The organism is Elstera cyanobacteriorum (assembly GCF_002251735.1).
Lineage (GTDB): Bacteria > Pseudomonadota > Alphaproteobacteria > Elsterales > Elsteraceae > Elstera > Elstera cyanobacteriorum.
In genome coordinates this window covers 161706-186176 of the sequence record NZ_NOXS01000035.1, presented here as the reverse complement: position 1 = coordinate 186176, position 24471 = coordinate 161706, and the positions used below count along the sequence as shown (strand labels likewise).

Here is a 24471-nt window from a genome sequence, read left to right as displayed (position 1 = left end):
GGATAGCGAGCCGATCATGCTGCGGCAGTCGTATATTCTAGCGGCGGTTTTGCACGGGCTGATCCTGATCCTCGTGGTCTTCGGCCTGCCCCAAGTGGCGCCGCCGCCGCTGGAGGTGAAGCCGATCATCGAGGTGGAGGTGCTGACCATCTCCACCACCCCGAATGCCGCGCCGAATAACCCGACGCCCGCGCCGGTGAAAGAGCCGCAGCCAAACCCTGCGCCCGATCCGGCGCCGGAGCCTGCGCCGCAACCGCCAAAGCCGGAACCCGTCGTTCCGCCCCCCCCGCCGCCGCCGCCTCCTCCCGCGCCCAAGCCGCCGGAGCCGGTGCCGCTGCCGCCGAAACCGCCCGAACCTAAGCCCGAGCCGGTGAAACCCCCACCGCCGCCGAAGCCGCCTGAGCCAAAGCCGGAACCCAAACCGGAGCCTAAGCCCGAGCCGAAACCAGAACCCAAGCCGGAACCCAAGCCCGAGCCGAAAAAGCCGGAGCCGAAACCCGAGCCTAAGCCCGAACCCAAACCGGAGCCAAAGCCGGAACCGAAGAAGGAAGAGGCCAAAAAGCCGGAACCGCCGAAGAAGGACACCTTCGCCGAGGACATGGCAAAGCTTTTGGGGGCTCCGAAGGAGAACCCGAAAACGGCGCCGAAGACGGATACCAAGCCGCCCGAGAAAAAGTCGGATGCCTGGGATGATCTCGCAAAGCAGTTCGCCCAGACCACGCCGCAAAAGCCCACGGCCCCGGCGGCCCCCCAGCGCCCGACGCAAACCGCCTCGGCGGGCAACCCGGCGCCACGCTCGGTTGGTCCTTCCGACCCCAACCGTCCGCTATCGCGGTCGGAGGAGGATGGCATTCGGCAGGCGATCAAACCGTGCTGGAACTTCGACTCCGGGATGGCGAATGCGAAGAATATGGCGGTTGAAATCAGGGTCTTTTTAAATCCGGACAGTTCGATCCGAGGGGCCGAACTCAAGGATCCGTCATTCGCGCGGCTCTCGCCGCAGCACGAGCGCGCTGCACTCACAGCGCTGCGGGCGGTGCGTAACCCTGCCTGTAGCAAGCTGCCTATTCCTCCGTCGTCTTACGACAGCATGATCGTCGTTTTTGACCCCAAGGATTACACTTAATGATGGACGGGTGGCGCGCGGGTGGCTGGCCGTTGGTCGTTCTGGCACTTGGGCTGTCCGCCTGCTCTAGCCCCACACCCCCTGTTGCAAGGGCACCTGAAGCATCGGCAACCCCACCTTCTCAGTACAAGACGGGACGATTTGACGGAATTGCACAGGCGCTTAAGCCCTGTTGGAACGTTGATCCGAGGGCGGCGACCGATCCCATCGAGGTGAGAGTCTTCGTTGCCGCTGATGGCCGGGTTAAGGGCGCTGAGTTGGTAGACCCATCTCAAGCGACCAAATCTCCCGAAATGCGCGCGGCTGCCACGGCGGCTTTGCGGGCATTCATGAACCCGGCTTGCAACAAACTTCCCGTTGATGGGCTGAAGTCTCCGTCATTCGTCGTCCAGTTTGACCCGGCGGTGGGCAAGTGACGCGCGGATATGCGTTAAGCTTCACCCTCGTCTTACTCGCTGCCTGTACTCTTGTGGCGGGATGTACTCGCGAGCCAAAGAGGCCCATGCGATATGAACCTCGCGTCGGCGTATTGTGGGGGTCAGAAGACCGAGAATCCGCTTGGCGGGCAATCCGTCAGTGCATCGCTAAGGTTATTCCCGAGGATCGAGAGGCCGAACTTCGTGTTGTCTTCCGCATTCGAGTCCGAGAGAACGGGGAAATTAGTGAGGCGGAGCCTAAGGATGTTGCTTGGATGAAGCCGGGATCAATGCACAGGCAATTTTTGGACAAAGCACTCGGCGCTATTCGAGACCCGGCTTGCCGGGCACCCGCCCGGCAAGATTATCAGCCAGATGGCTATCAGTTTGTCTTCGATCTCATGGCCGGACCCAACGGGTGGGGTTTTTAGCCATAATCCGACCAGAAAGCCGTGATCAATTTACCGCATCTCCCAGGTGGTGCGGTCTATCCCCGGCAGAAGTGCTGTGTTACCAATCGCCCTCGATGAAATCGTTTGTGCGGTTTTGCCGTGGCGGCGGTCTTCGGTAGGAACGTGCGGACAGACAGGATGACTAAGCCGATACTTCGTTTTTCCAAAGGATATGGGCCTATGAGACAGAAAGCCTCTGCTTCCCAGCGGCGCCCGGCGCTGCGTCAGATTTTGCTGCGGTCTTCGGTAATGGCGCTGGCGGCGGCCTTGTTCGTGGTAGCGCCCGCCTCTCTCAATAGTGCGCTGGCCCAGGCGGCGAAGAATGAGCCGCGCATTGTGCTGACCGATGCCAACCCGCAGCCGATGCCGATTGCGATCATGAACCTCGCGGGCGATGCGCGCTTGGGGGCTGATATCTCCCGCATCGTGTCGGATGATCTCGAACGCTCTGGCCTGTTCAAGCCGCTCGATCCCAAGGCTTTCGTGCAGACGCCCGATCAGGTGGGCACCGCGCCGCGCTTCGCCGATTGGCGGTTGATCAATGCCCAGGCCCTGGTTTCGGGCGCGGTGACCGTTCAAGGCGGTCAGGTCCGGGCCGAGTTCCGCCTGTGGGACGTGTTTGGCGAAGCGCAGATGGAAGGCATGGTGCTATCGGCAGGCAGCGATACCTTAAGCGTGCGCCGCCTTTCCCATAAAATCTCTGATGCCATCTATAAGCGCATTACGGCCGAAGATGGCTATTTCGATACTCGCATTGTTTTTGTCGCAGAAAGTGGGCCTGCAGATAATCGCCGCAAGCAGCTCGCGATTATGGACCAGGATGGGTTCAACTATCGCACGCTGACCGACCCACAGCGGGTGCGCGCGATTACGCCGCGTTTCTCGCCAACGGCTAACGAACTGACCTATATGGCCTATGTCAACGATGTGCCGCGCGTCTATCTCTACAATATCGATTCGGGTCAGCAGGAAATTCTGGGGAATTTCCAGGGCATGACCTTCGCGCCGCGCTTTACGCCCGATGGGCAGAAGGTGCTGATGAGCTTTGCCGAAAACGGCAACTCCGACGTGTACTCGATGGACCTGCGGACCCGGCGCGCCACCCGCCTGACCGACCATCCGGGCATCGATACTTCGCCTTCTGCCTCGCCCGATGGCACCAAGATCGTCTTCAACTCCGACCGGGGTGGGGTGACCGCGCTCTACACGATGAACGCCGACGGATCGGGTGTGCAGAAAATATCACCGGGCCGTGGCCGTTATAGCACACCTGTATGGTCTCCCAGGGGCGACTATATCGCCTTCACCAAACAGGAGAGCGGAAACTTCCAAATTGGGGTGATGCGTCCTGATGGAACGGGCGAGCGGATTCTGGCACAATCCTATTTGGATGAAGGGCCTACCTGGGCTCCCAATGGGCGTGTGTTGATGTTCTTCCGCCAGTCACCGACCGATGCGCAGGGGCGGGGCGGATCGTCGCGTTTGGTGTCCGTCGATATCACGGGCCGCAATTTGCGCGAACTTACGACGCCGACCGATGCATCTGACCCGGCGTGGAGCCCCTTGATTCCCTAGGGTTAGCTGCCTATATTCCGCCTCGTTTCTCCTTGTTGTGCAGGGCACCATTTTCGTGCGTCCCGGTCAAAGGGGAGAAGATGAGGGAATTTTCCCTCGCGTCACTCAACTACAGCCTTCAGAGCTGAGGGGTCACAAAATGCGTTTCGCTCTCCTCCCCGTCGCTGCCGCCGCCCTCCTGCTGGCCGCTTGCGAAGATACCAAGCCGACCAGCGGCTCGGCTGTTACGCCGACCACTAACACCACCACGCCTCCGGCTGCTACCGGCATCCGTCCGGGTTCGGCCGAAGACTTCCGCGTCAACGTTGGTGATCGCGTCTTCTTCGCGTACGACAAGTTCGACCTGTCGGCCGATGCGCGTCGCACCCTGGAACGTCAGGCCGCTTGGCTGAAGCAGTATGCTTCGGTCCGTCTGACCGTCGAAGGTCATGCCGACGAACGCGGCACCCGCGAATACAACCTGGCGCTCGGCGAACGCCGCGCCAACGCCGCGAAGGACTACCTGGTCGCCCTCGGCGTCCCGGCTGCCCGTCTGACCACCGTGTCCTACGGTAAGGAACGCCCGGCGGTCCTCGGCTCGAACGAAGCCGCTTGGAGCCAGAACCGTCGTTCGGTTTCGGTCCCGGCCGTTCAGTAATCCAACGCCCCTTGGGGCTGGATGGCAACGCCGCACTGGCAACAGTGCGGCGTTTTGCTGTTTGGGGGGATGAGATGCGGTCTGCACTGCTTGTGGTTCTGTGCCTGTTGGCGAGTGCCTGCACACCGGAGGCAGGAGATGAGTTAATCCATCGAGAACCGCCGGTGCAGCCCCAGCGTGGGCAGGCGACGGAGGAATATAATCATGGTCCAGGGGATCGCGTGTTCTTTGCGACGGACCAGTCCGACCTGTCGGAGGAGGCTCGACGCACCTTGGAGCGCCAAGCCCGTTTTCTCGCGTTCTACCCGTCGATCAAGGTGCAGATCGAAGGTCATGCCGATGAGCGGGGAACCCGAGAATACAATCTTGCGCTTGGGCAGCGGCGGGCAGAGGCCGTACAGACCTACCTGATTGCCCTCGGTGTTGGGGCGGGACGATTAAGCCTTGTTTCCTATGGGAAGGAGCGGCCTGCCGCTTTAGGGAGCGGGGATGCGATATGGCGGCAAAATCGCCGGGCCGTCTCGCTGTTCATCCTAGACGCCTCGGTGCCCAAGAACATCTTGCCAGGGTATCCGCGATGATCAGGCTTGGGAGCCTTGCCCTGCTCGTCCTCTGCATCGGCGGTTGTACCGTATCACCTGAGCAGCAGGTTTCGCGGAAGCCACCCTCATCGGCATACGGTGGGGTTCGGCCTATGCCATGCTATAGTTATTTCCCTAGTTCAGTATACTTTGCTGTTGATAGCAGCACTCTGACGCGCAGCGCCCAAAATGCCCTGCGCGAGCAGGCTGGCGTTATCGCGTGTCGAGGGGATCGGCCAGACATTGTTATCGAAGGCCATGCCGATGAGCGCGGCACGCGGGAGTATAATCTTGCTCTTGGGCTACGGCGGGCGGCGGCGGTGCGGGACTATCTTATCGCGCTTGGCGTGGCCCCTGACCACGTGAGAATCGTCTCCTACGGAAAAGAGCGACCCGCTGTATCACACTCTGACGAAGAGGCGTGGAGCCAAAACCGCCGCGCTGTATCGCTTTTGGTGAAGAACGCCCCGTAACATTTTGAAGACGCATGGGGGTGATTCGGTTTTTGCAGTGGTGCAGAAGGGCCACATGCGACTAAAAATCCCCACATGGATTGGGCTTGTCCCAATCTCGCCATTGTGTTGAATGAAAGCTTATCCCGTCGCCCGCGCAAGGCTGGGCGATCAGCTGGCTGAAACCCTTTTCTTCTTTCCGTGATGGATGATCCCTCATGATCTCGAAATTTGCTCTGCCGCTTGCAGCGGTTCTGTTTATCGCGGCGTGCTCTGACCAGAACGGTAGCGGTGGCCCGGCCACCGGCGATGCGGGTGCCGGCGGCACCGGCGGGGCTGGTGGTGCGGGTGGGGTTTCCTCCAGCACCCTCGGCGGTGTCTCGGGCAACCGCGACCAGCAGTTGGCGCAAGCGCAGTCGGAATGGCAGCGCACCTTCGGCGCCTCGGGCACCGACCGCATTTACTTCGGCCTCGACCAATACACCGTTTCGGCCGACGCGCAGAACACCCTGCGTCAGCAGGCGGCGTTCTTGCAGAAGTACCCGCTGGTGAACTTCGTCATCGAAGGCCATGCCGACGAACGCGGCACCCGCGAGTACAACTTGGCGCTCGGCGACCGTCGTGGTCAGTCGGTGCGCGAGTTCCTGGCGTCGCTCGGTATTCAGGGCAGCCGTTTGCAGGTCGTGTCCTACGGTAAGGAACGTCCGGCGGCGACCGGTCGCGGCGAAGCCGTGTGGGCGAAGAACCGCCGCGCCGTCTCGGTGCCGCGCTAATCGCAGTACGGGGCGGCGTCCTGCCGCCCCGTCTTCGTTTTGCCCAAAAGCCGGGGTAAACTCGGCGCAAGGCTAGACGCAAAAGGGCTGTTCCTATGGTTGGATTTTCGCGCCGCATTCCCTCCCTCGCCCCGCTCGCGCTGATGGGCGCGCTGGCGCTGGCCGTTCCGGCCTCGGCCCAGCAACCGGCGGGCGATGTGCCGATCACTGCGCAATTGACCGTGCGGATTTCGGAACTGGAGGCGCAGATCCGCCAATTGACCGGCCAGATCGAAGATCTTTCGGCTACCGTCACGCAACTGAAGCAGCGCCAGGATCGGCAGGCCAGCGATACGGATTTCCGCCTGTCAGAGCTTGAAAAGGCGAAGGAGGCCGGAGGCGCGGCCCCGACCGCCGAGGCGCCGAAGCCCGCTGCCGCCACGCCTGCCCCGGCCCCTGCGGTCGCCCCCGGTGCCCCGCCGCGCGATCTTGGCACGGTGCCCGCCACGACGGCCAATGCCCCCGTATCGTTGCAACCCGGTCAAGCGCAACCGGTGGCAAAACCGGCCCCCGGCGCGGTTGCTGCGGCGCCTGCCGCCCCGGCCCCGGCGGCTCCTAAAGCTGGGAATGCCAAAGAAGCCTATGAGCAGGCTTTTGCCCTCATTCAGAAGCAAGATTACCCGGCGGCGGAAACGGCGTTTAAGAATTTCCTCGGCACCTATGGCACCGATGATCTGGCCGGGAACGCGCAATATTGGCTCGGTGAAACCTTTTATGTGCGCGGCAATTATCAGGAAGCGGCGGCACAATTCTTCCAGGGGTACCAGAAGTACCCGAAGAATAATAAAGCCCCGGATAATCTGCTGAAACTCGGCCTGTCCCTGGCTCATATCAATAAAACCAAGGAAGCCTGCGCCTCCTTCAGCCGGTTCAACACCGAATATCCGCAAGCCTCGGCCTTTTTGAAGCGCCGAGTGCAGGAAGAGCGGGCGCGGAACAACTGCGGCGCCTAATGGCGATCTCTTCTTTAGCCGCCGTCTTCGCGGGGGCGATGGACCGGCTGGGGCCGTTCGAACGGGCGCCCCGGATTGCGGTTGCTGTATCGGGCGGGGCGGATAGCCTCGCCCTTCTGCTTTTGGCGGCGGATTGGGCGCGGGCGCGCGGCGGGTCGGTGCTGGCGTTGACCGTCGATCACCGCTTGCGGCCCGAAGCGGCAGCGGAGGCCCGGCAGGTAGCGGCTTGGGCGGCGGCACGCGGGATCGCCCATCAGGTGTTGACCCTACCAACCCCGCCGGATGGGACGGGTGGGGTGCAAGCCGCCGCGCGCGCTGCGCGCTATCAAGCCTTGGCGGCGGCGTGTGCGGAGGCGGAGATTCTGCACCTGCTGCTCGGCCATCACCGCGACGATCAGGCGGAAACGCTGCTGCTGCGCCTGCACCGGGGTTCTGGCCCCAGCGGGTTAAGCGGTATGGCGCCGGGGCACTATCAAGCTGGGGTCCGGCTGCTGCGGCCTTTGTTGGCGGTGCCGAAAGCCACGCTTTTGGCGGAATGCCGCGCGGCGGGGTTGGTGCCGCTTGACGATCCCAGCAATGCCAAAACCGATTTTACCCGCGTTCGGCTGCGGCAGGCGATGGCGGCGGCGGCGGATTTATTCCCCCCGGTGCGGCTGGCGGAAACGGCGGACCGAATGGCCGTCGTTCGCGCGGCGGCGGACCGGGCGGCGGATCGCTGGCTTACCCGTGCCGTTACGGTCCTGCCGCCCGGCCTGATCCATTTTCCGATAGCGGCATTGACCGGCGCCGACCCGGAAACCCTGCGGGCGGCGCTCGGGCGGCTGGCCGCCTTTGCGGGCGGATCGGATTATCCGCCGCGCGGCGAGGCTCTGGCGGGGTTGGCCACGCGGTTGCGGGAGGGGGAGGTGTTGACGCTCGGCGGCCTCCTCTGGCTCCCCCGGCGCGGCACGGTCTGGGTGGGGCGGGAGGCGGCGGTACAGGCCCCGGCGCTGGATTTGCCGTCAGGCCAGGTTTCGTCCCGGTGGGACGGGCGGTTTCGCGCGATTGCCCCTTCGGAAGGCTGGCAGATCGCCGCCCTGGGCGCCGAACGAGGGGCAAGGTTGCGCCGCACGCCGGGCTTCCGCCGCCCCGAAACACGATTGGCAGCCGATCTAGCCCGCGCCCCTGCGGCAATTCTCGCCGGAATCACCGTGTTTCAACGTCTTGACGGGCCTGCTCTGGTGCCCCACTTGTCAGAAATGCCAGGAGATGCCCCCCGGCTGCTGGCCGCCCCGCGCCGCCCCTTGACCGCCGAAGGCGAGCGGGGGAGTTGACGCGGCGCCGGAACGGGGGCATGTCACTGATAAGGAAAGCGATCCGGTTCGGGTCACAATAGCCGGACTGGTGCGGAAAGGGTGGACCCTCGTGAATAATATCGGGAAAAATCTAGCGCTCTGGGCGATCATCGCCGTGTTGCTGGTGGCGCTGTTCAATCTGTTCCAGAGTCCGTCCACACGGTCCGGCCAATCGCAGATTGCCTTCTCCGATTTTCTGGCGGAAGTTCAGCAGGGGCGCGTTACGGAAGTAACGATCCAAGGCCCGACGATTTCGGGACGGCTGACCGATAACCGCAGCTTCACCACCTATGCCCCGCAAGACCCCGGTCTTGTTGATCGGCTGGTTAAGCAGAACGTCCGCATCATTGCCGCCCCGGTCGATGACGGCCCCACCGGCATCCTCAGCATTCTGATTTCCTGGTTCCCGATGCTGCTGTTCATCGGCGTGTGGATTTTCTTCATGCGTCAGATGCAGTCGGGCGGCGGCAAGGCGATGGGCTTTGGCAAGTCGCGCGCGCGCCTGCTGACCGAAAAGGTTGGCCGCGTGACGTTCGATGACGTTGCGGGGATCGATGAAGCTAAGCAAGAGCTGAACGAAATCGTTGAATTCCTGCGCGATCCGCAGAAGTTCCAGCGCTTGGGCGGTAAAATTCCGAAGGGCGTGCTGCTGGTCGGCCCGCCGGGTACGGGTAAGACGCTGCTGGCGCGCGCGATTGCGGGTGAAGCGAATGTGCCGTTCTTCACCATCTCTGGGTCGGACTTTGTTGAAATGTTCGTCGGCGTCGGCGCCAGCCGCGTGCGCGATATGTTCGAACAAGGCAAGAAGAACGCCCCCTGCATTATCTTTATCGACGAAATCGACGCCGTGGGCCGCCATCGTGGCGCGGGCCTGGGCGGCGGGAACGATGAACGCGAACAGACGCTCAATCAGCTTCTCGTCGAAATGGACGGGTTCGAGGCGAACGAAGGCGTGATCCTGATCGCCGCGACCAACCGGCCCGATGTGCTCGATCCCGCACTGCTGCGCCCGGGCCGCTTTGACCGTCAGGTCGTCGTGCCGAACCCGGACATCAATGGCCGCGAGCAGATCCTGAAAGTCCATATGCGCAAGGTGCCGCTGGCGGCGGACGTTGACCCGCGTGTCATTGCGCGTGGCACGCCCGGCTTCTCCGGGGCCGATCTCGCTAACCTTGTCAACGAAGCCGCCCTGCTGGCCGCCCGCCGCAACCGCCGCGTCGTCAGCATGAAGGAATTCGAGGAAGCGAAGGATAAGGTCATGATGGGGGCGGAGCGCCGCTCGATGGTCATGACCGACAAGGAAAAGGAACTGACCGCCTATCACGAAGCCGGGCATGCGCTGGTGATGGTGGAAATCCCTGGTCACGATCCTGTGCACAAGGTTACGATCATCCCGCGCGGTCGCGCCTTGGGCGTGACGATGTTCCTGCCGGAGCGCGATAAATACAGCCAGTCGAAGCTGGAGCTTGAAGCCCTGATCACCTCGCTGTTCGGCGGGCGCATGGCGGAAGAGCTGATCTTTGGGCCGGAGAATGTGACGACGGGCGCGTCGAACGATATTCACCGCGCCACTTCCCTCGCGCGCCGCATGGTGACCGAATGGGGGATGAGCGAAAAGCTTGGGCGTCTGCGCTATAGCGAGAATGAGGAAGAGGTTTTCCTCGGTCATTCCGTGACCCAGCGCAAGAATATCTCCGACGCGACGGCCAAGATCATTGATGAAGAAATCCGCCGGATCATCGACGAGTCGGAAGAGAAGGCGAAGAATATTCTGGTGACCCACATGGATGCGCTGCATCGGGTGGCCAAGGCTTTGCTGGAATATGAAACCATCTCTGGTGATGAAGTGCGCGCCCTGATGCGGGGTGACGATATCAGCCGGGATAGCGATGATACGCCGGCCAATCCGGTCAACCCGTCTGGCCCCACGGGGAACGCTGTGCCGGGTCGCCGTCCGTCGGGCGTTCCGAGCAGTGGCGACCTCAATCCGCAGCCGGGCGGCAGTGCCTAGTTTTGTCGGATAGCCTCTATCATCCGCTCCTCTGTGACCCCACCCCCACGCGGCCCCGGCTGCGCGGGGGGTGGCGGTCGATGGCAGAAATTCTGCCGTACCCTGATGCTAATCACCCGCCGTCTGCCTCATCCTTGGCGCGGCGGGTGAATGGTTTTGCGCAGCGGATTTCCTTTTTGCCGGGCGGTTTGGGCGAACGGCAAACGGCGATCATGGGGATCATTAACGTTACGCCCGATAGTTTTTTCGATGGCGGCGCCCATGATAGTGCGGAGGCGGCGATTGCCCACGGGCTGCGCTTGGCCGAAGCGGGGGCCGAGATTTTGGATATTGGCGGTGAATCAACCCGCCCTGGCGCGGCGCCCCTCGACCCGCAGGAAGAAATCCGCCGTACCATCCCTGTGGTGCGCGAGCTGGCTAATCGCGGCCTGCTGATCTCCATCGATACGCGCCACGCGGCGGTCATGGCGGCGGCGCTGGACGCTGGGGCAGCGATCCTCAATGATATTACCGCGCTGACGGGCGATCCGGCGGCGGTTCAGGTGGCGGCGCGCAGCAGTGCGCCGGTTATTCTGATGCACATGCGCGGCAGCGATCCACGCACCATGCAGGATAATCCCGTTTATGCCGATGTGGTGGCGGAGGTGTACCGCTACCTTGGGCAGCGGATTACGGCACTGGAGGCGGCAGGCATTCCGCGCACACGCCTTTGCGTCGATCCGGGTATCGGCTTCGGCAAAACCGCCGATCATAATGTCCAGCTTCTGCGCCATTTGCCATTGCTGCACGGTCTTGGCTGCGCCGTGCTGCTGGGGGCATCGCGCAAGCGGTTTATTTCGGCCCTGTCGGCCAACGAAGGTCCGCAAGATCGCTTAGCAGGGTCGCTGACCGCCGCCATTTCCGCCTTCAGCGCCGGGGTGCAGATTGTGCGGGTGCATGATGTGGCGGAGACGGCGCAGGCCCGCGCTGTCTGGTTTGCGATCCACGCCTAAGCGCGACCCGCTTTTTCTGCCCTGCAAAACCGTCTCTTGCCTGTCCGTCGGGCCTGGGATTTGCTATAGAGAATAGGTAATTTTGATACTCGGGGTTTTATGACGCGCAGTCTTTTTGGAACCGATGGGATTCGCGGGCGGGCGAACAGCCACCCGATGACGGCGACGATGGCGTTGCAGGTCGCCCAAGCGGCAGGCGCGTATTTCCAATCCGGGCAGGCGCGGCGGCACGTGGCGGTGATCGGCAAGGACACGCGGCTGTCGGGCTATATGATTGAAGCGGCGTTGACGGCGGGCCTATTGGCGCGCGGTATGGATGTCTTGCTGGTTGGTCCGCTGCCAACTCCGGCGATTGCTATGCTTACCCGGTCGATGCGGGCCGATGTCGGCATTATGGTCTCGGCGTCCCATAATCCCTATGAAGACAATGGCATCAAACTGTTCGGCCCGGACGGTTTTAAACTGTCTGACGATGCCGAAGCGGAAATTACTCGCCTGATCCTAGAGCCGGAGACGCTGCCGCCGCTGGTCGATTCGAGCAAGGTCGGGCGGGCCAAGCGGCTTGAGGACGCGGGCGGCCGCTATATCGAGTTCGCTAAATCCAGCTTTCCGCGCGGCCTGCAGCTTGATGGGCTGAAGATTGCCATCGACTGCGCCAATGGCGCCGCCTACCGCGTGGCGCCGACCGTGCTGCGCGAGTTGGGGGCGGAGGTTATTCCGCTCGCGGTTTCTCCCGATGGCACCAATATCAACCGCGACTGCGGGGCAACGGCGGTCGCCAATCTCGCGACGCAGACCGTGGCCCACGGCGCCCATATTGGCATTGCCCTCGATGGTGACGCTGACCGGCTGATCGTGGTTGATGAAGCCGGGCAGGTGATCGACGGCGATCAGATCATGGCCCTTATTGCGACCGCGTGGGCGCGCGCCGGGCTGCTGCGCGGCGGCGGTATCGCCGCGACCGTTATGTCCAATATGGGGCTGGAGAAGCATGTGCAGTCCCTCGGCCTTGGGCTACACCGTACCAAGGTTGGTGACCGTTATGTGCTGGAAGCGATGCGGGCCGAAGGGTTCAATGTCGGCGGCGAACAGTCGGGCCACCTCATCCTGACCGATTACGCCACCACCGGCGATGGGCTGATCGCCGCCCTGCAAGTGCTGGCGTGCTTGGTCGAGGCGGGGCGGAAAACCAGTGAATTGGCGCGGGTCTTCAAGCCCTATCCCCAAATCTTAAAGAATATTCGCTACGCTCCTGGGGAAGATCCGTTGGCGCTCGATCCCGTCCAGGCGGCGATTGCCGCCGCTGAAGCCCGCCTGGGGGGGGCTGGGCGCCTGCTGATTCGCAAGTCGGGCACGGAACCGCTGATCCGGGTGATGGCGGAGGGCGAAGACCCCGCCCTCGTCGTCGATGTGGTGGATAGTGTCATTACAGTTGTAGCCTCGGCTTTGGCGAAAGCCTAAGCTGGTTGGGCGGCAGATTGGGTTCGAGGGACGCAAGGAGCAGCGGCATGCAGATCAAGGGACGGGTTTTGGTGGTGGCCGGCTCCGATAGCAGTGGCTGTACGGGGATTCAGGCCGATCTAAAAACCATCCTGGCGCTGGGCGGCTATGCCATGACGGCGGTAACGGCGGTGACGGCGCGCGATACGCACGGTGTTGTCGATATCCACCCGATCCCGCCCGCCTTTGTGCAGCGGCAAATGCGCCTTGCGTTGCAGGATATTGGGGCGGATGTCATCCACCTCGGCATGCTGCATAATGCCGATCTGATCAATGCGATTTCCGACGTGATCGAGGAACTGGCGCCGGATACGCCCATTGTGCTCGATCCCGTGGCGGTGACCAAGACCGGGCGGTCGCTGCTGGATAAGGAAGGCATGCGCCATCTTAAAATCCGCCTGCTGCCGCGCACCACGATCATCACCCCGAACCTGCGCGAAGGCGAACTTTTGGCGGGGATGGATATTCATACCGACGAGGAACGTCACCACGCCGCGCAGATGATGCTGACCCTGGGGGCGCGCGCCGTGCTGCTGAAGGGCGGCCATGACGATCTTGACCCGGTGGTTGATCTGCTGGCGACCGACGAGGGCGCCGTGACGCAATATGCCGCCCCGCGCATCGAATCGCGCCATATGGCGGGGATTGGCTCTACCCTTTCGGCGGGGATCGCCTGCGGTCTGGCGCAGGGCCTGTCGCTGCATAAGTCGGTTGAGCGCGCCCGCGCCTATCTTCAGGCAGCGATTAAGGAGGCGCCGGGCTATGGTCACGGCACCGGACCGATCAACCACGGCATCACGGTTTCGACCCTGCCGGGTTTTTGACGAACCCCCCTTGACGCCGCGCCCCTTTGAGGGATAGAGCTAAAAACCATCGTGGTGATTTGAGCCGACCGGCTTGCGGCCACGTTAAATAACCCGCTAAAAGGTCGTGCGCTCGGGCTGTCCCCCGCGAACACCTGCCGGTCGAATTTTAATCGAGCCGAATAAGGCAGGAGTGGTGCGATGAGCGATTATTCGAATTCCCCGGATCATCTCGATACGTTGCTGGTGCGTGGGGCGCTAACGCGCTCTAATTACGGCGAAACGTCTGAGGCTATCTATATGACCTCCGGTTTCGTCTATGAAAGCGCCGCGCAAGCTGAAGCGCGCTTTACCGGCGATGATCCGGGTTTCGTCTATTCCCGCTACCGCAACCCGACGCTTGAACTCTTCGAACAGCGCCTGCGCCTGCTGGAAGGGGCCGAAGCCTGCCACGGCACCGCCAGCGGCATGGCGGCGGTCTTCGCCGCCCTGGCGGCCAGCGTGAAGGCGGGCGACCATATCGTTGCCGGGCGCGCGCTCTTTGGCTCCTGCCATGTGATCCTGACCCAGCTTCTGCCGAAATGGGGCGTGACCGCGACCCTCGTGGATGGGGCGGACCTGACGGCCTGGGAAGCAGCGATCCAGCCGAATACCAAGGTTTTCTTTATGGAAACCCCGGCCAATCCCACCCTGTCGCTGATCGACATTAAGGCCGTGGCCGATCTTGCCCATAGCGTCGGCGCCAAGCTGGTGATCGATAACGTCTTTGCGACGCCGCTGCTGCAAAAGCCGCTGGAGCTTGGGGCGGATATCGTTACCTATTCGGCGACCAAACATATCGACGGTCAGGGCCGTTGCCTCGGCGGCGCGGTGCTGGGGGCGGCGGCCTTCTGTACCGACGATCTGCAACCCTTCCTGCGCCATACCGGCCCGGCCCTCAGCCCCTTTAACGCTTGGTTGCTGCTGAAGGGCCTCGAAACCCTCTCCCTGCGCGTTGACCGCTCCTGCGACACCTCGGAAGTCTTGGCCGATCAGCTTTACGGTCATAAGGCCGTCGCCCAGGTGCTCTACCCGCATCACAAGAGCCACCCGCAGTATGAATTGGCGAAGCGCCAAATGACGCGCGGCGGCACGCTGCTGGCGATTGAACTGAAGGGCGGGCGTAAGGCGGCCTGGGCGTTTATGGATGCGTTGCAGGTCATTGATATTTCGAACAACCTCGGCGACGCTAAATCCCTCATTACCCACCCGATGACGACGACCCACCGCGCTATGCCGGAAGAAGACCGGGCGGCAATGGGGATCACGGAAGGTCTGGTGCGCCTCTCGGTCGGGCTGGAAAGCGTGAAAGACCTGCAAGCCGATATCGCGCGCGGCCTCGCCGCCGCTGCGGCCCACGCTTAAGGAGCGACGTGATGAGCGATTACGCGGGCGATGTATCGCCGCAAGAAACCTGGGCGGCCCTGAAGGGCGATCCTGCTGCAATTCTGATCGACGTGCGCACCCCCGCCGAATGGGCCTATGTCGGCCTGCCCGACGTGGCGCCACTGGGGAAATTGGTGCTGACGGTCGCCTGGCAGACCTGGCCAGACGGCAGTCAAAACCCGGCCTTTATCGCGGAGGCGGAGGCCCAAGGGCTGAAGCCCGGCCAAAGCGTCTATCTGCTCTGCCGCTCTGGCGTGCGCAGCCTTGCCGCCGCCAAAGCCCTCACGGCGGCGGGCTTCGGCCCCTGCTATAATATCGCTGGGGGTTTTGAAGGCCCGCTGGACCCCGAACGCCATCGCGGCAGCCTTGCGGGGTGGAAGGCGGAAGGGCTGCCCTGGCGACAGAGCTAGGGGGAGGGGGCTACACCCCCAACCACCGCTCCGTCAGCCCCTGATCGGCAAGCAACGTCTCAGTTGCCCCCGTTGCCTGAACCGCGCCGCCGCCCAGCAGTAGGGCGGTGGAGGCACAGGCGCGGGCGACGGGGAGCATTTGTTCGGACAGTAGCAGCGTCAGCCCTGCAGCATTCATCAGTTTGATTGCCTCGACCATATCTTGCACGATCAGCGGCGCGAGACCCTCCGCCGGTTCATCGAGCAGCAGCAGCCGGGGTTGCCCCAGCAGGCTGCGGGCAATCGCCAGCATCTGCGCTTCGCCGCCGCTAATGGCGCCGCCGCGCTGGCCGAGCAACCGACCAAGCGCCGGAAAAAGGCCGAGGACGCGCGGAATATCCCAGGGCGGCAGGGGGGAGGCTGGGTCGGGCGGGCGCAGGCCGGTCGCGAGATTTTCGGCAACGGTCAGATCGGCAAAAATCCGCCGCTCCTCCGGCACGTAGCCAATCCCGGCGCGGGCGCGGCGGAAGGGCGGCCACCGGGTGATCTCTTCTCCCCGCCACAGAATGCGTCCGGCCTGGACGGGGATCAGGCCGATGATCGCCTTCATCAGTGTCGATTTTCCCGCACCGTTGCGGCCCAGCAGCGCCAGGGCGGCGCCGTCAGGCAGGCTTAGGGAGACATCGGTCAAGACCGGCTGGCCGCCGTAACCGAGGGTGAGGCGGTCAAGCGTCAGCATTTAGACCCCCGAGATAGGCCGCCTGCACCTCTGGATTGGCGCGGATGGCGGCGGGCAGCCCCTCGGCGATCAGGCGGCCCTGGTGCAGCACGGCGATCCGATCCGCATGGGCGAAAACCGCGTCCATATCATGTTCGGTGAACAGCACAGCCACCCCGTCAGCCGCGAGGTTTGAGACGAGGCGGTAGAGCGCGGCCCGCTCGCCGCTGGCCATCCCCGCCGTCGGCTCGTCGAGCAGCAAAAGGCGCGGCGCGGTGGCGAGCGCAAGGGCGAGGTCGAGCCGTTTACGGTCGCCGTGATCAAGGGTCCGGGCCGGGGTTTCCGCCCGCTCTGTCAGCTCCAGCCGCGTCAAGACCGCCGCCGGATCGGCCCCGCGCCGGGCGGCCTGGGCGGCGGTGGTTACGGCTTCGGCAACCCGCATCGACTCGAACAATGCTGGGACTTGAAAGGCCCGCCCAACGCCGAGCCGGGCCAGCCGGGCGGGTGTGAGCTTAGCCATCGGTGCCTCGAAATAGCGCAGTGTGCCGCCCGCGACGGGAACCTGTCCGCACAGGCGGGCGAAGAGGGTGGATTTCCCAGCGCCATTCGGGCCGATCACCGCCAACCGCTCCCCCGGGGCAAGGCGCAGGCACAGCGGGGCGAGGATTTCCCGTGCGCCCCAACTGGCGGAAATCCGCTCGGCTTCCAGCGCCCATTTCATCGCGCTTCCCTCCGTGCCCAGACCAGCCGGGCGCCGATCAGCGCTAGGAGGGCCGCGCCCAGGATCGCCCGCCAATAGGGCGTCGCGCGGATCAATTCGCTGTGCAGGGTATGGAACAGCGCCGCGCCGCCGAACGCGCCGAGCAGCGAGAACTGCCCGCCCAGCACGAGCATCACCAGCCCATCAACCGATTGCCCCAGGGCGGCGAGTTGCGGAAACGCGGTGCCGCGCGTGAGCACCGTCAATCCGCCCGCCAGCCCGGCGAGTGCGCCCGCCAGCAGAAACGCGCGCAGCTTCAGCCCGGTCAGCGATAGGCCAGCGGCGGCGGCCCGTCCGGGATGATCGCGCATCGCCCGCAAGAAGGCACCGCCGGGCGCAAAACTCTGCCGCCGGACCCATAGCGCCACGGCCAGGGTTAGCGCCAAGGCCAGCAGATAAAAATGTCCCCGGTCGGCGAAAAATCCCCTCGGGCTAAGGCCGAGGATGCCATCGTCGCCGCCGGTCAGCCCCTTCGCTTGGATTGCTAGCGACCATATCCCCTGGGCGACCGCGAGGCTGACCATCGCCAGCGAAACCCCCGACAGCCGCGTCGCCAGCGCCCCAACCATCAGCCCGCCGAGGCCGCCAATACCTGCCCCGGCCAGCAGCGCCGCCAGCAGGGCCGCTTCCTCCGGCAGTCCCATCCGCAGCGGCGGCAGGCTGAGCGCCACGCCATAGGCGCCGAGACCGAAGAAGGCCGCTTGCCCGAAGGTCAGCAGCCCGCCCATGCCGATCAGCCAGTGCAGCGAGAGAGCGAATAGGCCGAGGCTCAGGCTTTCGGTCAGCAGCAGCAGGCCATAAGCGCGCCAATCGCCGGGCAATAGGACCAGCCAGAAGGGGGCTGCCGTGAGGAGGGTGACGAGCGCGACCAACCCGGTTTTCAAGGCTTGGGGCCAGGGCCGCAGCGGCGGCGCCCGGTCGGCGAGCGGCGGCGGTCCCGGCGGCGGCGGCGGTTTACCGCCAAGGCCCTGGGGCCGCAGCCAGAGGGTGAGCGCCATGATGAGGAACGGCAGCACCAAGCTCGACTTCGGCCAAATCACCAGCGCCGCCGATTGCACGAGCCCGATCAGCAGCGCCGCGCGAAAGGCGCCCCCGATGCTGCCCAGCCCGCCGACCACAACAACGACGAAAGCATCGACCACCAGGGTTAAATCCATCGTCAGCGTCGCCGTGTCGCGCGGCAGCAGCAGGGCACCGCCGAGGGCGGCTAACCCGGCGCCGAGGGCAAAGACACCGGTGCGCAATAAATCTTCGCGGACGCCCAGCGCCCCCAGCATTGGCGCATCCAGCGTAGCGGCGCGGATCAAGATGCCAAAGCGACTGCGCGTCATCAGTCCGTGCAGCCCCAGGGCGACCAGGGCGGCCATGCCGATCAGGAAAAGATTATAGAGCGGATAGCGCCGCCCGAGCAGCGTGACCGAGCCGGAAAGGCCGGGCCAGCGCGGGCCGATCAAATCTTCCGGCCCCCAAACCGCCAGCGCCACGTCTTGCAGGATCAGCACCAGTCCAAAGGTTGCCAGCAGTTGCAGCAAATCCGGTGCGGCATAGAGCGGGCGGATGATGACCCGCTCAACCCCCGCCCCCAAGAGGGCGACCAGCGCCACCGCCCCCAGGATCGCTACCGGATAGGGGACCACCTGCACCAGCGCGTAGGTTGTGAACGCCCCTAGCATGGCAAGGCTACCATGGGCGAAATTGACGACGCGGCAGACGCCGAAAATCAGCGTCAGCCCCGCCGCAATCAGAAACAAAACTCCGCCGCTGACCAGCCCATTCAGCAGGATAAACAGCAGAGTTTGCAGGGTTTCGATCATCGCTGTCCGTTACTCGTTGGGGGCATTGCCCCCACCCGGTTAGTTCTGCACCTCCGCCGGGCGGCGGCGGCGGCCTTCCTCTTCGCTAGGCAGGACGCTGGCGCCGTCGATATAGCGCCAATCGGTCATAATCCCGCGCCCATCCTTTAGGGCCGTCTTGCCGACGAAGGCCCCCATCGTCGATTGATGATCGCCCGCGCGGAATTTGGCCGGGCCGAAGGGGCTATTGAAGTCCAACCCCCGGTAGGCGGCAATCAGCTTTTCCGTCTCGGTCGATCCAGCTTTTTTGAGCGCCGCCGCGATGGTTTGGATTGTCGTATAGCCGACGACCGAGCCTAAGCGCGGGCTTTCGTTGAATTTCGCCTCATAGGCCGTGCGGAAAGCTCGATGTGCTTCCGTATCGATCTGCGACCAGGGGTAACCGGTGACGATCCAGCCTTCAGGCGTTTCATCTTTCAGGGGATCGAGATATTCCGGCTCGCCGGTCAGGGCGCTGACTACGGCGCGGCCCTTGAACAGATCGCGGCTATTGCCTTCTTTCACAAAGCGCGCGAGGTCTGGCCCGAAGGTGGCGTTGAAGATCGCCTGGGGCTTGGCGGCTTCCACCCCCTCCACCGTTGCCCCGGCATCGAGCTTGCCCTGTGCCGGCCATTGTTCGCCCACCCATTGCACGTCGGGGCGCTTCGTGCTCAAGGCTTGTTTGAAAGCCGCAACGAAAGCCGTGCCATATTCATAATTCGGGGCGACGGTCGCCCAGCGGGTGGCGGGCAGTTTCGCCGCTTCTGCCGCCAGCATTTCGGCCTGCATAGCGGTGGAGGCGCGCAGGCGGAAAACATAGCGGGAGCCTTTATCCCACACCAAGGCGTCGGACAGCGGCTCGGACGCAACGAACAGAATCTTCTGCCGCGTCGCGTAATCGGCGACAGCCAACCCGGTCCCGGAGGAGAAAGTGCCCGCCAGCAGATCGACCTTTTCCGCCGTCACCAGTTCTTCGGCGTGGCGGGCGGCATCGGCGGGCTTAAAGCCATCGTCGCGGAAAACCACGGTCAGCGGCCGCCCAAGCACGCCGCCCGCCCGGTTGATTTCCTCCAGCGCAAGCTCGATGCCCTTTTTATAGGGCTGGGTGAAGGCGGCGAGGGCGGTATAGCTGTTGATCTCGCCGATCTTGATCGGGTCGGCCGCATGGGCCGAGAGCGAACCGAGGGCAAAGGCCAGCGGCAGCAGCAGACGGGCAGGGCGCATTCGGGCGTTTCCTTAGGGTTATGGGCCGAAGTCGCCCGCACAGTGCGGCGCAATATCGCAGGGAACAAGCCCGCCCGCCGCGCTCAGCCCCCGCAGAAAGCGCAGGGGCATACGAATGCAGCGTTCGTCAACGAACAGTTGGGCTAGACCTCGACCGCCCCACCGGGCAGGGCAACGCGCAGGCGGGCGGGGGTCTCCGGGGCAATCTCCGCCTCGCCGCAAAAGCCGAGCAGTAGGGCTTCGTCGGCCAGCAGATAATCGAGCACACCGCCCAGGAAGGCGGGATCGCCGGCGCGGGTTTTCACCTCGTCGGGCCAAAGCCCTGTGGTCGCCATCAGCCCCGATAGTCGTTCCGGTTCCGCAGCAATCCAGGCGAGCGCTTGTAAGGCCAGCGTTTCAGCGGCCTCGGCGGAGCGGGAAGGGGCGGTGGTACGGTCTGATTTCGGAAACTGCATAGGCGGTAGAATAGCGCCCCGGCCCCGGAAAGGCGAGGGATGGGATTGCAGGTTGCGCGCCGCTCTGGGATGGTCATGGCCAGATGCTTCTCCGCTGCAAGGATATGACCGTGGCCGACTCTTCCGCCCTGCCGCCCGCTTCGACGCAAACCGTGACTCGGCTGGCCGATTACCGCCCGCCGCTCTACCGGCTGCCGAGCGTCAGCCTGACCTTTTGGCTCGACCGGCAGAAAACCACCGTTGAAGCGCGCATCCGGCTGGAGCGGGACGAGGCCGTGTATCGGCCTGGGGAAAGCCTGCTCCTGCACGGCGGCAAGCTCGCCCTGGAAAGCCTGACCCTCGAGGGCGAACCGCTGATGGAAGGGCGGGATTACCGGCTGGTACCGGATGGGCTGGAACTGCTCAATCCCCCCGTTGCCGGGGAGTTGGTGAGCCGGGTGAGCATCGACCCGAGCGCGAATCTGGAGCTGGAGGGGCTCTATGCCTCCGGCGATATGCTGTGCACCCAATGCGAGGCGGAAGGGTTCCGCAAGATCACCTATTGGCTCGACCGGCCCGATCTTCTGTCGGTCTATACGGTCAAGCTGATTGCCTCGGCGGCGGATTACCCAGTTCTGCTGGCCAATGGCAATTGTATCGAACACGGAACGATGCCCGGTGGTCAGCATTTTGCCGTCTGGCACGATCCGTTTCCAAAGCCAGCCTATCTTTTCGCCGTGGTTGCCGGGCAGTTGGTGAAAACCGCCGATAGGTTCACCACCCGCAGCGGGCGGACGGTCGATCTCGAAATCTGGACCCGCGCCGCCGATGCCGCCAAGACCGGGCATGCCATGATGTCGCTGAAACATTCGATGGCGTGGGACGAACAAGTCTTCGGTCTCGAATATGATCTCGATATTTATATGATCGTCGCGGTTGGCGATTTTAATATGGGGGCGATGGAAAATAAGGGCCTGAACGTCTTCAATACCAAATATGTTCTGGCCGATCCACAGACCGCGACCGACCTGGATTATCAGGGGATTGAGGCAGTTATCGCCCATGAATATTTTCATAATTGGACCGGCAACCGCGTGACCTGCCGCGATTGGTTCCAGCTTTCCTTGAAGGAAGGGTTGACGGTTTTCCGCGATCAGCAGTTTTCGGCAGACATGAATTCAGCGGCGGTGCAGCGCATCGGCAATGTGCGCGGTCTGCGGGCGGTTCAGTTCCCCGAAGATGCAGGGCCGACAGCGCACCCGGTACGCCCCGACTCCTACGTTGAGATCAATAATTTCTATACCGCAACGGTCTATAATAAGGGCGCGGAAGTGGTGCGAATGTACCATACGCTGCTCGGTGCCGATGGGTTCCGGCGCGGGATGGACCTGTATTTCCAGCGCCACGACGGTCAAGCGGTCACCTGCGATGATTTCCGCGCGGCGATGGCCGATGCCAATGGCGTCGATCTTAGCCAATTCGGGCGCTGGTATTCGCAAGCGGGAACGCCGGTGGTGCGGGTCACCGATCAATATGATACCGAAACAAAAACCTATACTCTGACGATGACCCAATCCTGCCCGCCGACGCCGGGGCAACCGGTGAAGGAACCTTTCCTGATTCCGATCGCGATGGGGTTGCTATCGGCCGATGGCCAAACCCTGCCGACCCAGCTTACGGGCGAAGCGACCGCGCAGGCGGGCACCCGCGTTCTGCGCCTTAGCGATGTGCGGCAGAGTTTTACCTTCGTAAATGTCGCGGAAGCGCCGATCCCGTCGCTGCTGCGCGGTTTCTCCGCACCCGTGAAGCTGGAACGTGCCTGGACTGACGCCGAACTCGCTACCCTCGCGGCCCATGACAGTGATGCTTTCGCCCGCTGGGAAGCCGGTCAGACCGTGTTGACGCGCGTGCTGCTCGCCGATGCTGACCCGGCCTCTATCGGCCCCGCGCGGACCGATCTGCCGGAGACGGTGGCCAATCTAGTCGCGGCGACGCTCGCGCCCTTTACTGGCGAAACGGTCGGGGCCGGGGCCGATCCGGCTTTCGCCGCGCTCTGTCTAGCTCTACCCGGCGAAGCCTATCTGGCGGAACTGGTTCCGGTCGTTTATCCGGATCGGCTGCACGCCGCCCGCAATGCCCTGCGCACCGCCATCGGTCGCCGCTATGCCGATGATCTGCTGAAAATCATCGCGCGGTTTACCGACACGGGTCCGTTCCAACCGACGGCAGAGGCGGCCGGGCGGCGGGCGTTGCGCAATACCGCGCTCGATTTGCTGGTGGCGGGCGGCAATAGCGCGGCTATCGCGCTGGCGGCAGACCAGGCGAAAGCCGCCGGGAATATGACCGACCGGCTGGCGGCGCTGACCGCCCTGGTCGATACCGATCACCCGGAGCGGTCGGCGATCCTCGAAGCCTTCCAGGCTGATTTCGCCGAGGATGCGTTGGTGCTGGATAAATGGTTCACGGTGCAGGCCCTCTCGCGCCGCGCCGATACGCTGGCGCAGGTAACGGCGCTGCTCGGCCACCCCGCTTATGACGCAAAGAATCCAAATAAGGTGCGCGCTTTGGTCGGCAGCTTTACCACAGGCAATCGGGCGCAGTTCCACGCGCTCGATGGGTCGGGCTACGGGTTCCTTGCCGATCAAGTGATTGCCACCGATGGGTTTAATGGCAAGCTGGCGGCGCGGTTGGTGGCGCCGCTGGCCCCTTGGAAGAAGATGGACCCGGCCCGGCAAGGGTTGATGCGCGCCGAACTCGACCGCATCCGCAAAACCCCTGGCCTGTCGAAGGACGTGACCGAGATCGTTGAAAAGGCGCTGGCAGCGTGATCTTGCGGCTTCCCGAGGCGGCGAAACAGGCGGCGCTGGCTGGCTTTGCCGTTATCGCCCTCCTGTTCCCCCAAGCCTTGCCGGTGCTGCTGGGGCTGGTGGTGCTCAGTCAGATCGTCGCGGCGGTGGCAGAAGGGGGGCGGCGGGGGCTGCTGACCCTCGGCGCCTGGGGGCGGTTGCGACCCGCGCTGCTGTTGTTTCTGGTGCCGATCCTCGCGCTGGCACTGGTTCCTTGGGCGGAATGGCCGGGCTTGTCGGCGGGGCGCGCGGGGCGGTTGGTCGGCGAGCTTTTGCTGGCGCTGGCACTGGCTGGAATAGCGCTGGCGGTGCCGTCCGATGAGGCAGTGCGGCGGGCGCGGGCCGTGACAGTGGGCCTCGGTGTTGGGGCTGGGTTGGCGGTGGCCGACCTCGCCAGCCAAGGGCTGCTGACCGGGTTTCTGCGCGGCCAGCCGGTGGATGTGATCACCTATGGCCGCAGTGCCGTTCTGGCTGCCTTGACGGCAGTTCCCATTTTGCTAGCTGCGCCTTTCCCACTGCTGCGGCGGGTGTTTCTGGCCGTTCCGGGGATTGTTCTCGCCGCGATTTCGGCCAATCTTGCGGCAAAGCTATTGGTGCCGGTGGCGGTGGTGGCGGCCCTGGTTGGCCTGTGGCGCTGGGGGCCGGTTGTGATCGCGCTTGCCGTGTCGAGCGCGATTGCCCTGCCCGCACTCCTGCCCGTCGCCCTTACCCCGGCGCAGGAATGCGTCCTATGGGCCGGAAAACCGTCGGCGGCCCATCGGTTGCTGATCTGGACCTATGCCGATGGCCTGATCGACCAGCGCCCCTGGTCCGGGTGGGGCCTGGATGCCGCGCGGCGCTTGGGGGCCGCTGCCCCTGACGCGCCGGTGCCGGAGTGTGCCCGTTCCGCCCTGGGCCGCGACAGTGTGCCGCTGCTGCCGCTTCATCCGCATAATGGCGCTTTGCAGCTCTGGTTAGAACTCGGCGCTTTGGGCGCATTGGTGCTGCCGCTGCTACTGTTGACGAGTTCTCGAACTCTGATGTTGCTTCCCACGGTTGCGCGGGCAACGGGAAGCGCGGCGTTAGCGGGTGGAATGGTGCCGCTGCTGGTCAGTTTTGGGCTGTGGCAGGGCTGGTGGTTGGCGGGTCTATCGGTTTTTTGGGGAATGATGCTTTTGTATTTTTCCCGCCGGTCCTAAGAGAGCGTTAATCTTGATTCG

The 24471-nt window shown here is 63.9% G+C and carries 21 protein-coding genes and 1 riboswitch; of the genes, 16 read left to right on the top strand and 5 right to left on the bottom strand.

Annotation, left to right across the window (positions count from 1 at the left end):
- The first annotated feature begins 16 nt into the window (after positions 1–16).
- From CHR90_RS19565 to CHR90_RS17255, 14 genes are all read left to right on the top strand, one after another.
- The gene (locus tag CHR90_RS19565; RefSeq protein ID WP_212668720.1) at positions 17–1126 is read left to right on the top strand and encodes an energy transducer TonB; all 1110 of its coding nucleotides are present in this window, start codon (positions 17–19) and stop codon (positions 1124–1126) included.
- A gap of 1048 nt (positions 1127–2174) precedes the next feature.
- Positions 2175–3569, top strand: a complete 1395-nt coding sequence (tolB, locus tag CHR90_RS17315) for a Tol-Pal system beta propeller repeat protein TolB (protein WP_229671518.1) — start codon at positions 2175–2177, stop codon at positions 3567–3569.
- Between the two features lie 139 nt (positions 3570–3708).
- Positions 3709–4206 carry a peptidoglycan-associated lipoprotein Pal gene (gene pal, locus CHR90_RS17310; RefSeq protein ID WP_094410379.1) on the top strand — a complete coding sequence of 166 codons (498 nt, stop codon included), beginning with the start codon at positions 3709–3711 and terminating at the stop codon, positions 4204–4206.
- Positions 4207–4280: 74 nt separating this feature from the next.
- The gene (gene pal, locus CHR90_RS17305; protein ID WP_094410378.1) at positions 4281–4787 is read left to right on the top strand and encodes a peptidoglycan-associated lipoprotein Pal; all 507 of its coding nucleotides are present in this window, start codon (positions 4281–4283) and stop codon (positions 4785–4787) included.
- Positions 4703–5260 (top strand): OmpA family protein, encoded by a 558-nt coding sequence (locus tag CHR90_RS19880; RefSeq protein WP_308421761.1) that lies wholly within the window; start codon positions 4703–4705, stop codon positions 5258–5260. The genes pal (CHR90_RS17305) and CHR90_RS19880 overlap by 85 nt, the downstream gene beginning before the upstream one ends.
- A gap of 197 nt (positions 5261–5457) precedes the next feature.
- The gene (gene pal / locus CHR90_RS17295; RefSeq protein WP_094410376.1) at positions 5458–6012 is read left to right on the top strand and encodes a peptidoglycan-associated lipoprotein Pal; all 555 of its coding nucleotides are present in this window, start codon (positions 5458–5460) and stop codon (positions 6010–6012) included.
- A gap of 95 nt (positions 6013–6107) precedes the next feature.
- A complete protein-coding gene (gene ybgF, locus CHR90_RS17290; protein ID WP_094410375.1) occupies positions 6108–7004 on the top strand; it encodes a tol-pal system protein YbgF in 897 nt (298 codons plus the stop codon).
- On the top strand, positions 7004–8317 hold the full coding sequence (gene tilS / locus CHR90_RS17285; protein WP_094410374.1) for a tRNA lysidine(34) synthetase TilS: 1314 nt from the start codon (positions 7004–7006) through the stop codon (positions 8315–8317). The genes ybgF and tilS overlap by 1 nt, the downstream gene beginning before the upstream one ends.
- A gap of 91 nt (positions 8318–8408) precedes the next feature.
- Entirely contained in the window at positions 8409–10349 is a 1941-nt protein-coding gene (ftsH, locus tag CHR90_RS17280) for an ATP-dependent zinc metalloprotease FtsH (protein WP_094410696.1), read from the top strand.
- Positions 10350–10429: 80 nt separating this feature from the next.
- On the top strand, positions 10430–11341 hold the full coding sequence (gene folP / locus CHR90_RS17275; RefSeq protein WP_094410373.1) for a dihydropteroate synthase: 912 nt from the start codon (positions 10430–10432) through the stop codon (positions 11339–11341).
- A gap of 99 nt (positions 11342–11440) precedes the next feature.
- Complete coding sequence (gene glmM / locus CHR90_RS17270; RefSeq protein ID WP_094410372.1) at positions 11441–12802, top strand: phosphoglucosamine mutase; 1362 nt, start codon at positions 11441–11443, stop codon at positions 12800–12802.
- A gap of 47 nt (positions 12803–12849) precedes the next feature.
- Positions 12850–13665: a bifunctional hydroxymethylpyrimidine kinase/phosphomethylpyrimidine kinase gene (gene thiD, locus CHR90_RS17265; RefSeq protein ID WP_094410371.1), complete on the top strand. Its 816-nt coding sequence runs from the start codon at positions 12850–12852 to the stop codon at positions 13663–13665.
- A 41-nt stretch (positions 13666–13706) separates the two neighbouring features.
- A riboswitch (SAM riboswitch) is annotated at positions 13707–13785 on the top strand.
- Between the two features lie 60 nt (positions 13786–13845).
- Positions 13846–15048 (top strand): O-succinylhomoserine sulfhydrylase, encoded by a 1203-nt coding sequence (gene metZ, locus CHR90_RS17260; RefSeq protein WP_094410370.1) that lies wholly within the window; start codon positions 13846–13848, stop codon positions 15046–15048.
- An 11-nt stretch (positions 15049–15059) separates the two neighbouring features.
- On the top strand, positions 15060–15479 hold the full coding sequence (locus CHR90_RS17255) for a rhodanese-like domain-containing protein (protein ID WP_094410369.1): 420 nt from the start codon (positions 15060–15062) through the stop codon (positions 15477–15479).
- 10 nt (positions 15480–15489) lie between these two features.
- Here CHR90_RS17255 and CHR90_RS17250 read toward each other — a convergent pair whose 3' ends face one another.
- From CHR90_RS17250 to CHR90_RS17230, 5 genes are all read right to left on the bottom strand, one after another.
- Positions 15490–16197, bottom strand: coding sequence for an ABC transporter ATP-binding protein (locus CHR90_RS17250; protein ID WP_094410368.1), 708 nt, complete (start codon positions 16195–16197; stop codon positions 15490–15492).
- A complete protein-coding gene (locus tag CHR90_RS17245; protein WP_094410367.1) occupies positions 16184–16897 on the bottom strand; it encodes an ABC transporter ATP-binding protein in 714 nt (237 codons plus the stop codon). The genes CHR90_RS17250 and CHR90_RS17245 overlap by 14 nt, the downstream gene beginning before the upstream one ends.
- Entirely contained in the window at positions 16894–18750 is a 1857-nt protein-coding gene (locus CHR90_RS17240; RefSeq protein WP_094410366.1) for an ABC transporter permease, read from the bottom strand. The genes CHR90_RS17245 and CHR90_RS17240 overlap by 4 nt, the downstream gene beginning before the upstream one ends.
- Before the next feature lie 39 nt (positions 18751–18789).
- Positions 18790–19992 carry an ABC transporter substrate-binding protein gene (locus CHR90_RS17235; protein ID WP_094410365.1) on the bottom strand — a complete coding sequence of 401 codons (1203 nt, stop codon included), beginning with the start codon at positions 19990–19992 and terminating at the stop codon, positions 18790–18792.
- Positions 19993–20135: 143 nt separating this feature from the next.
- Positions 20136–20447: a DUF3572 domain-containing protein gene (locus tag CHR90_RS17230; RefSeq protein ID WP_094410364.1), complete on the bottom strand. Its 312-nt coding sequence runs from the start codon at positions 20445–20447 to the stop codon at positions 20136–20138.
- Positions 20448–20557: 110 nt separating this feature from the next.
- Between CHR90_RS17230 and pepN the strand changes: the two genes are divergently transcribed.
- Together pepN and CHR90_RS17220 are read left to right on the top strand one after the other, a co-directional pair.
- Complete coding sequence (pepN, locus tag CHR90_RS17225) at positions 20558–23254, top strand: aminopeptidase N (protein ID WP_420866598.1); 2697 nt, start codon at positions 20558–20560, stop codon at positions 23252–23254.
- The gene (locus CHR90_RS17220; RefSeq protein WP_094410363.1) at positions 23251–24450 is read left to right on the top strand and encodes an O-antigen ligase family protein; all 1200 of its coding nucleotides are present in this window, start codon (positions 23251–23253) and stop codon (positions 24448–24450) included. Before pepN ends, CHR90_RS17220 begins: the two co-directional genes overlap by 4 nt.
- Positions 24451–24471 lie beyond the last annotated feature (21 nt).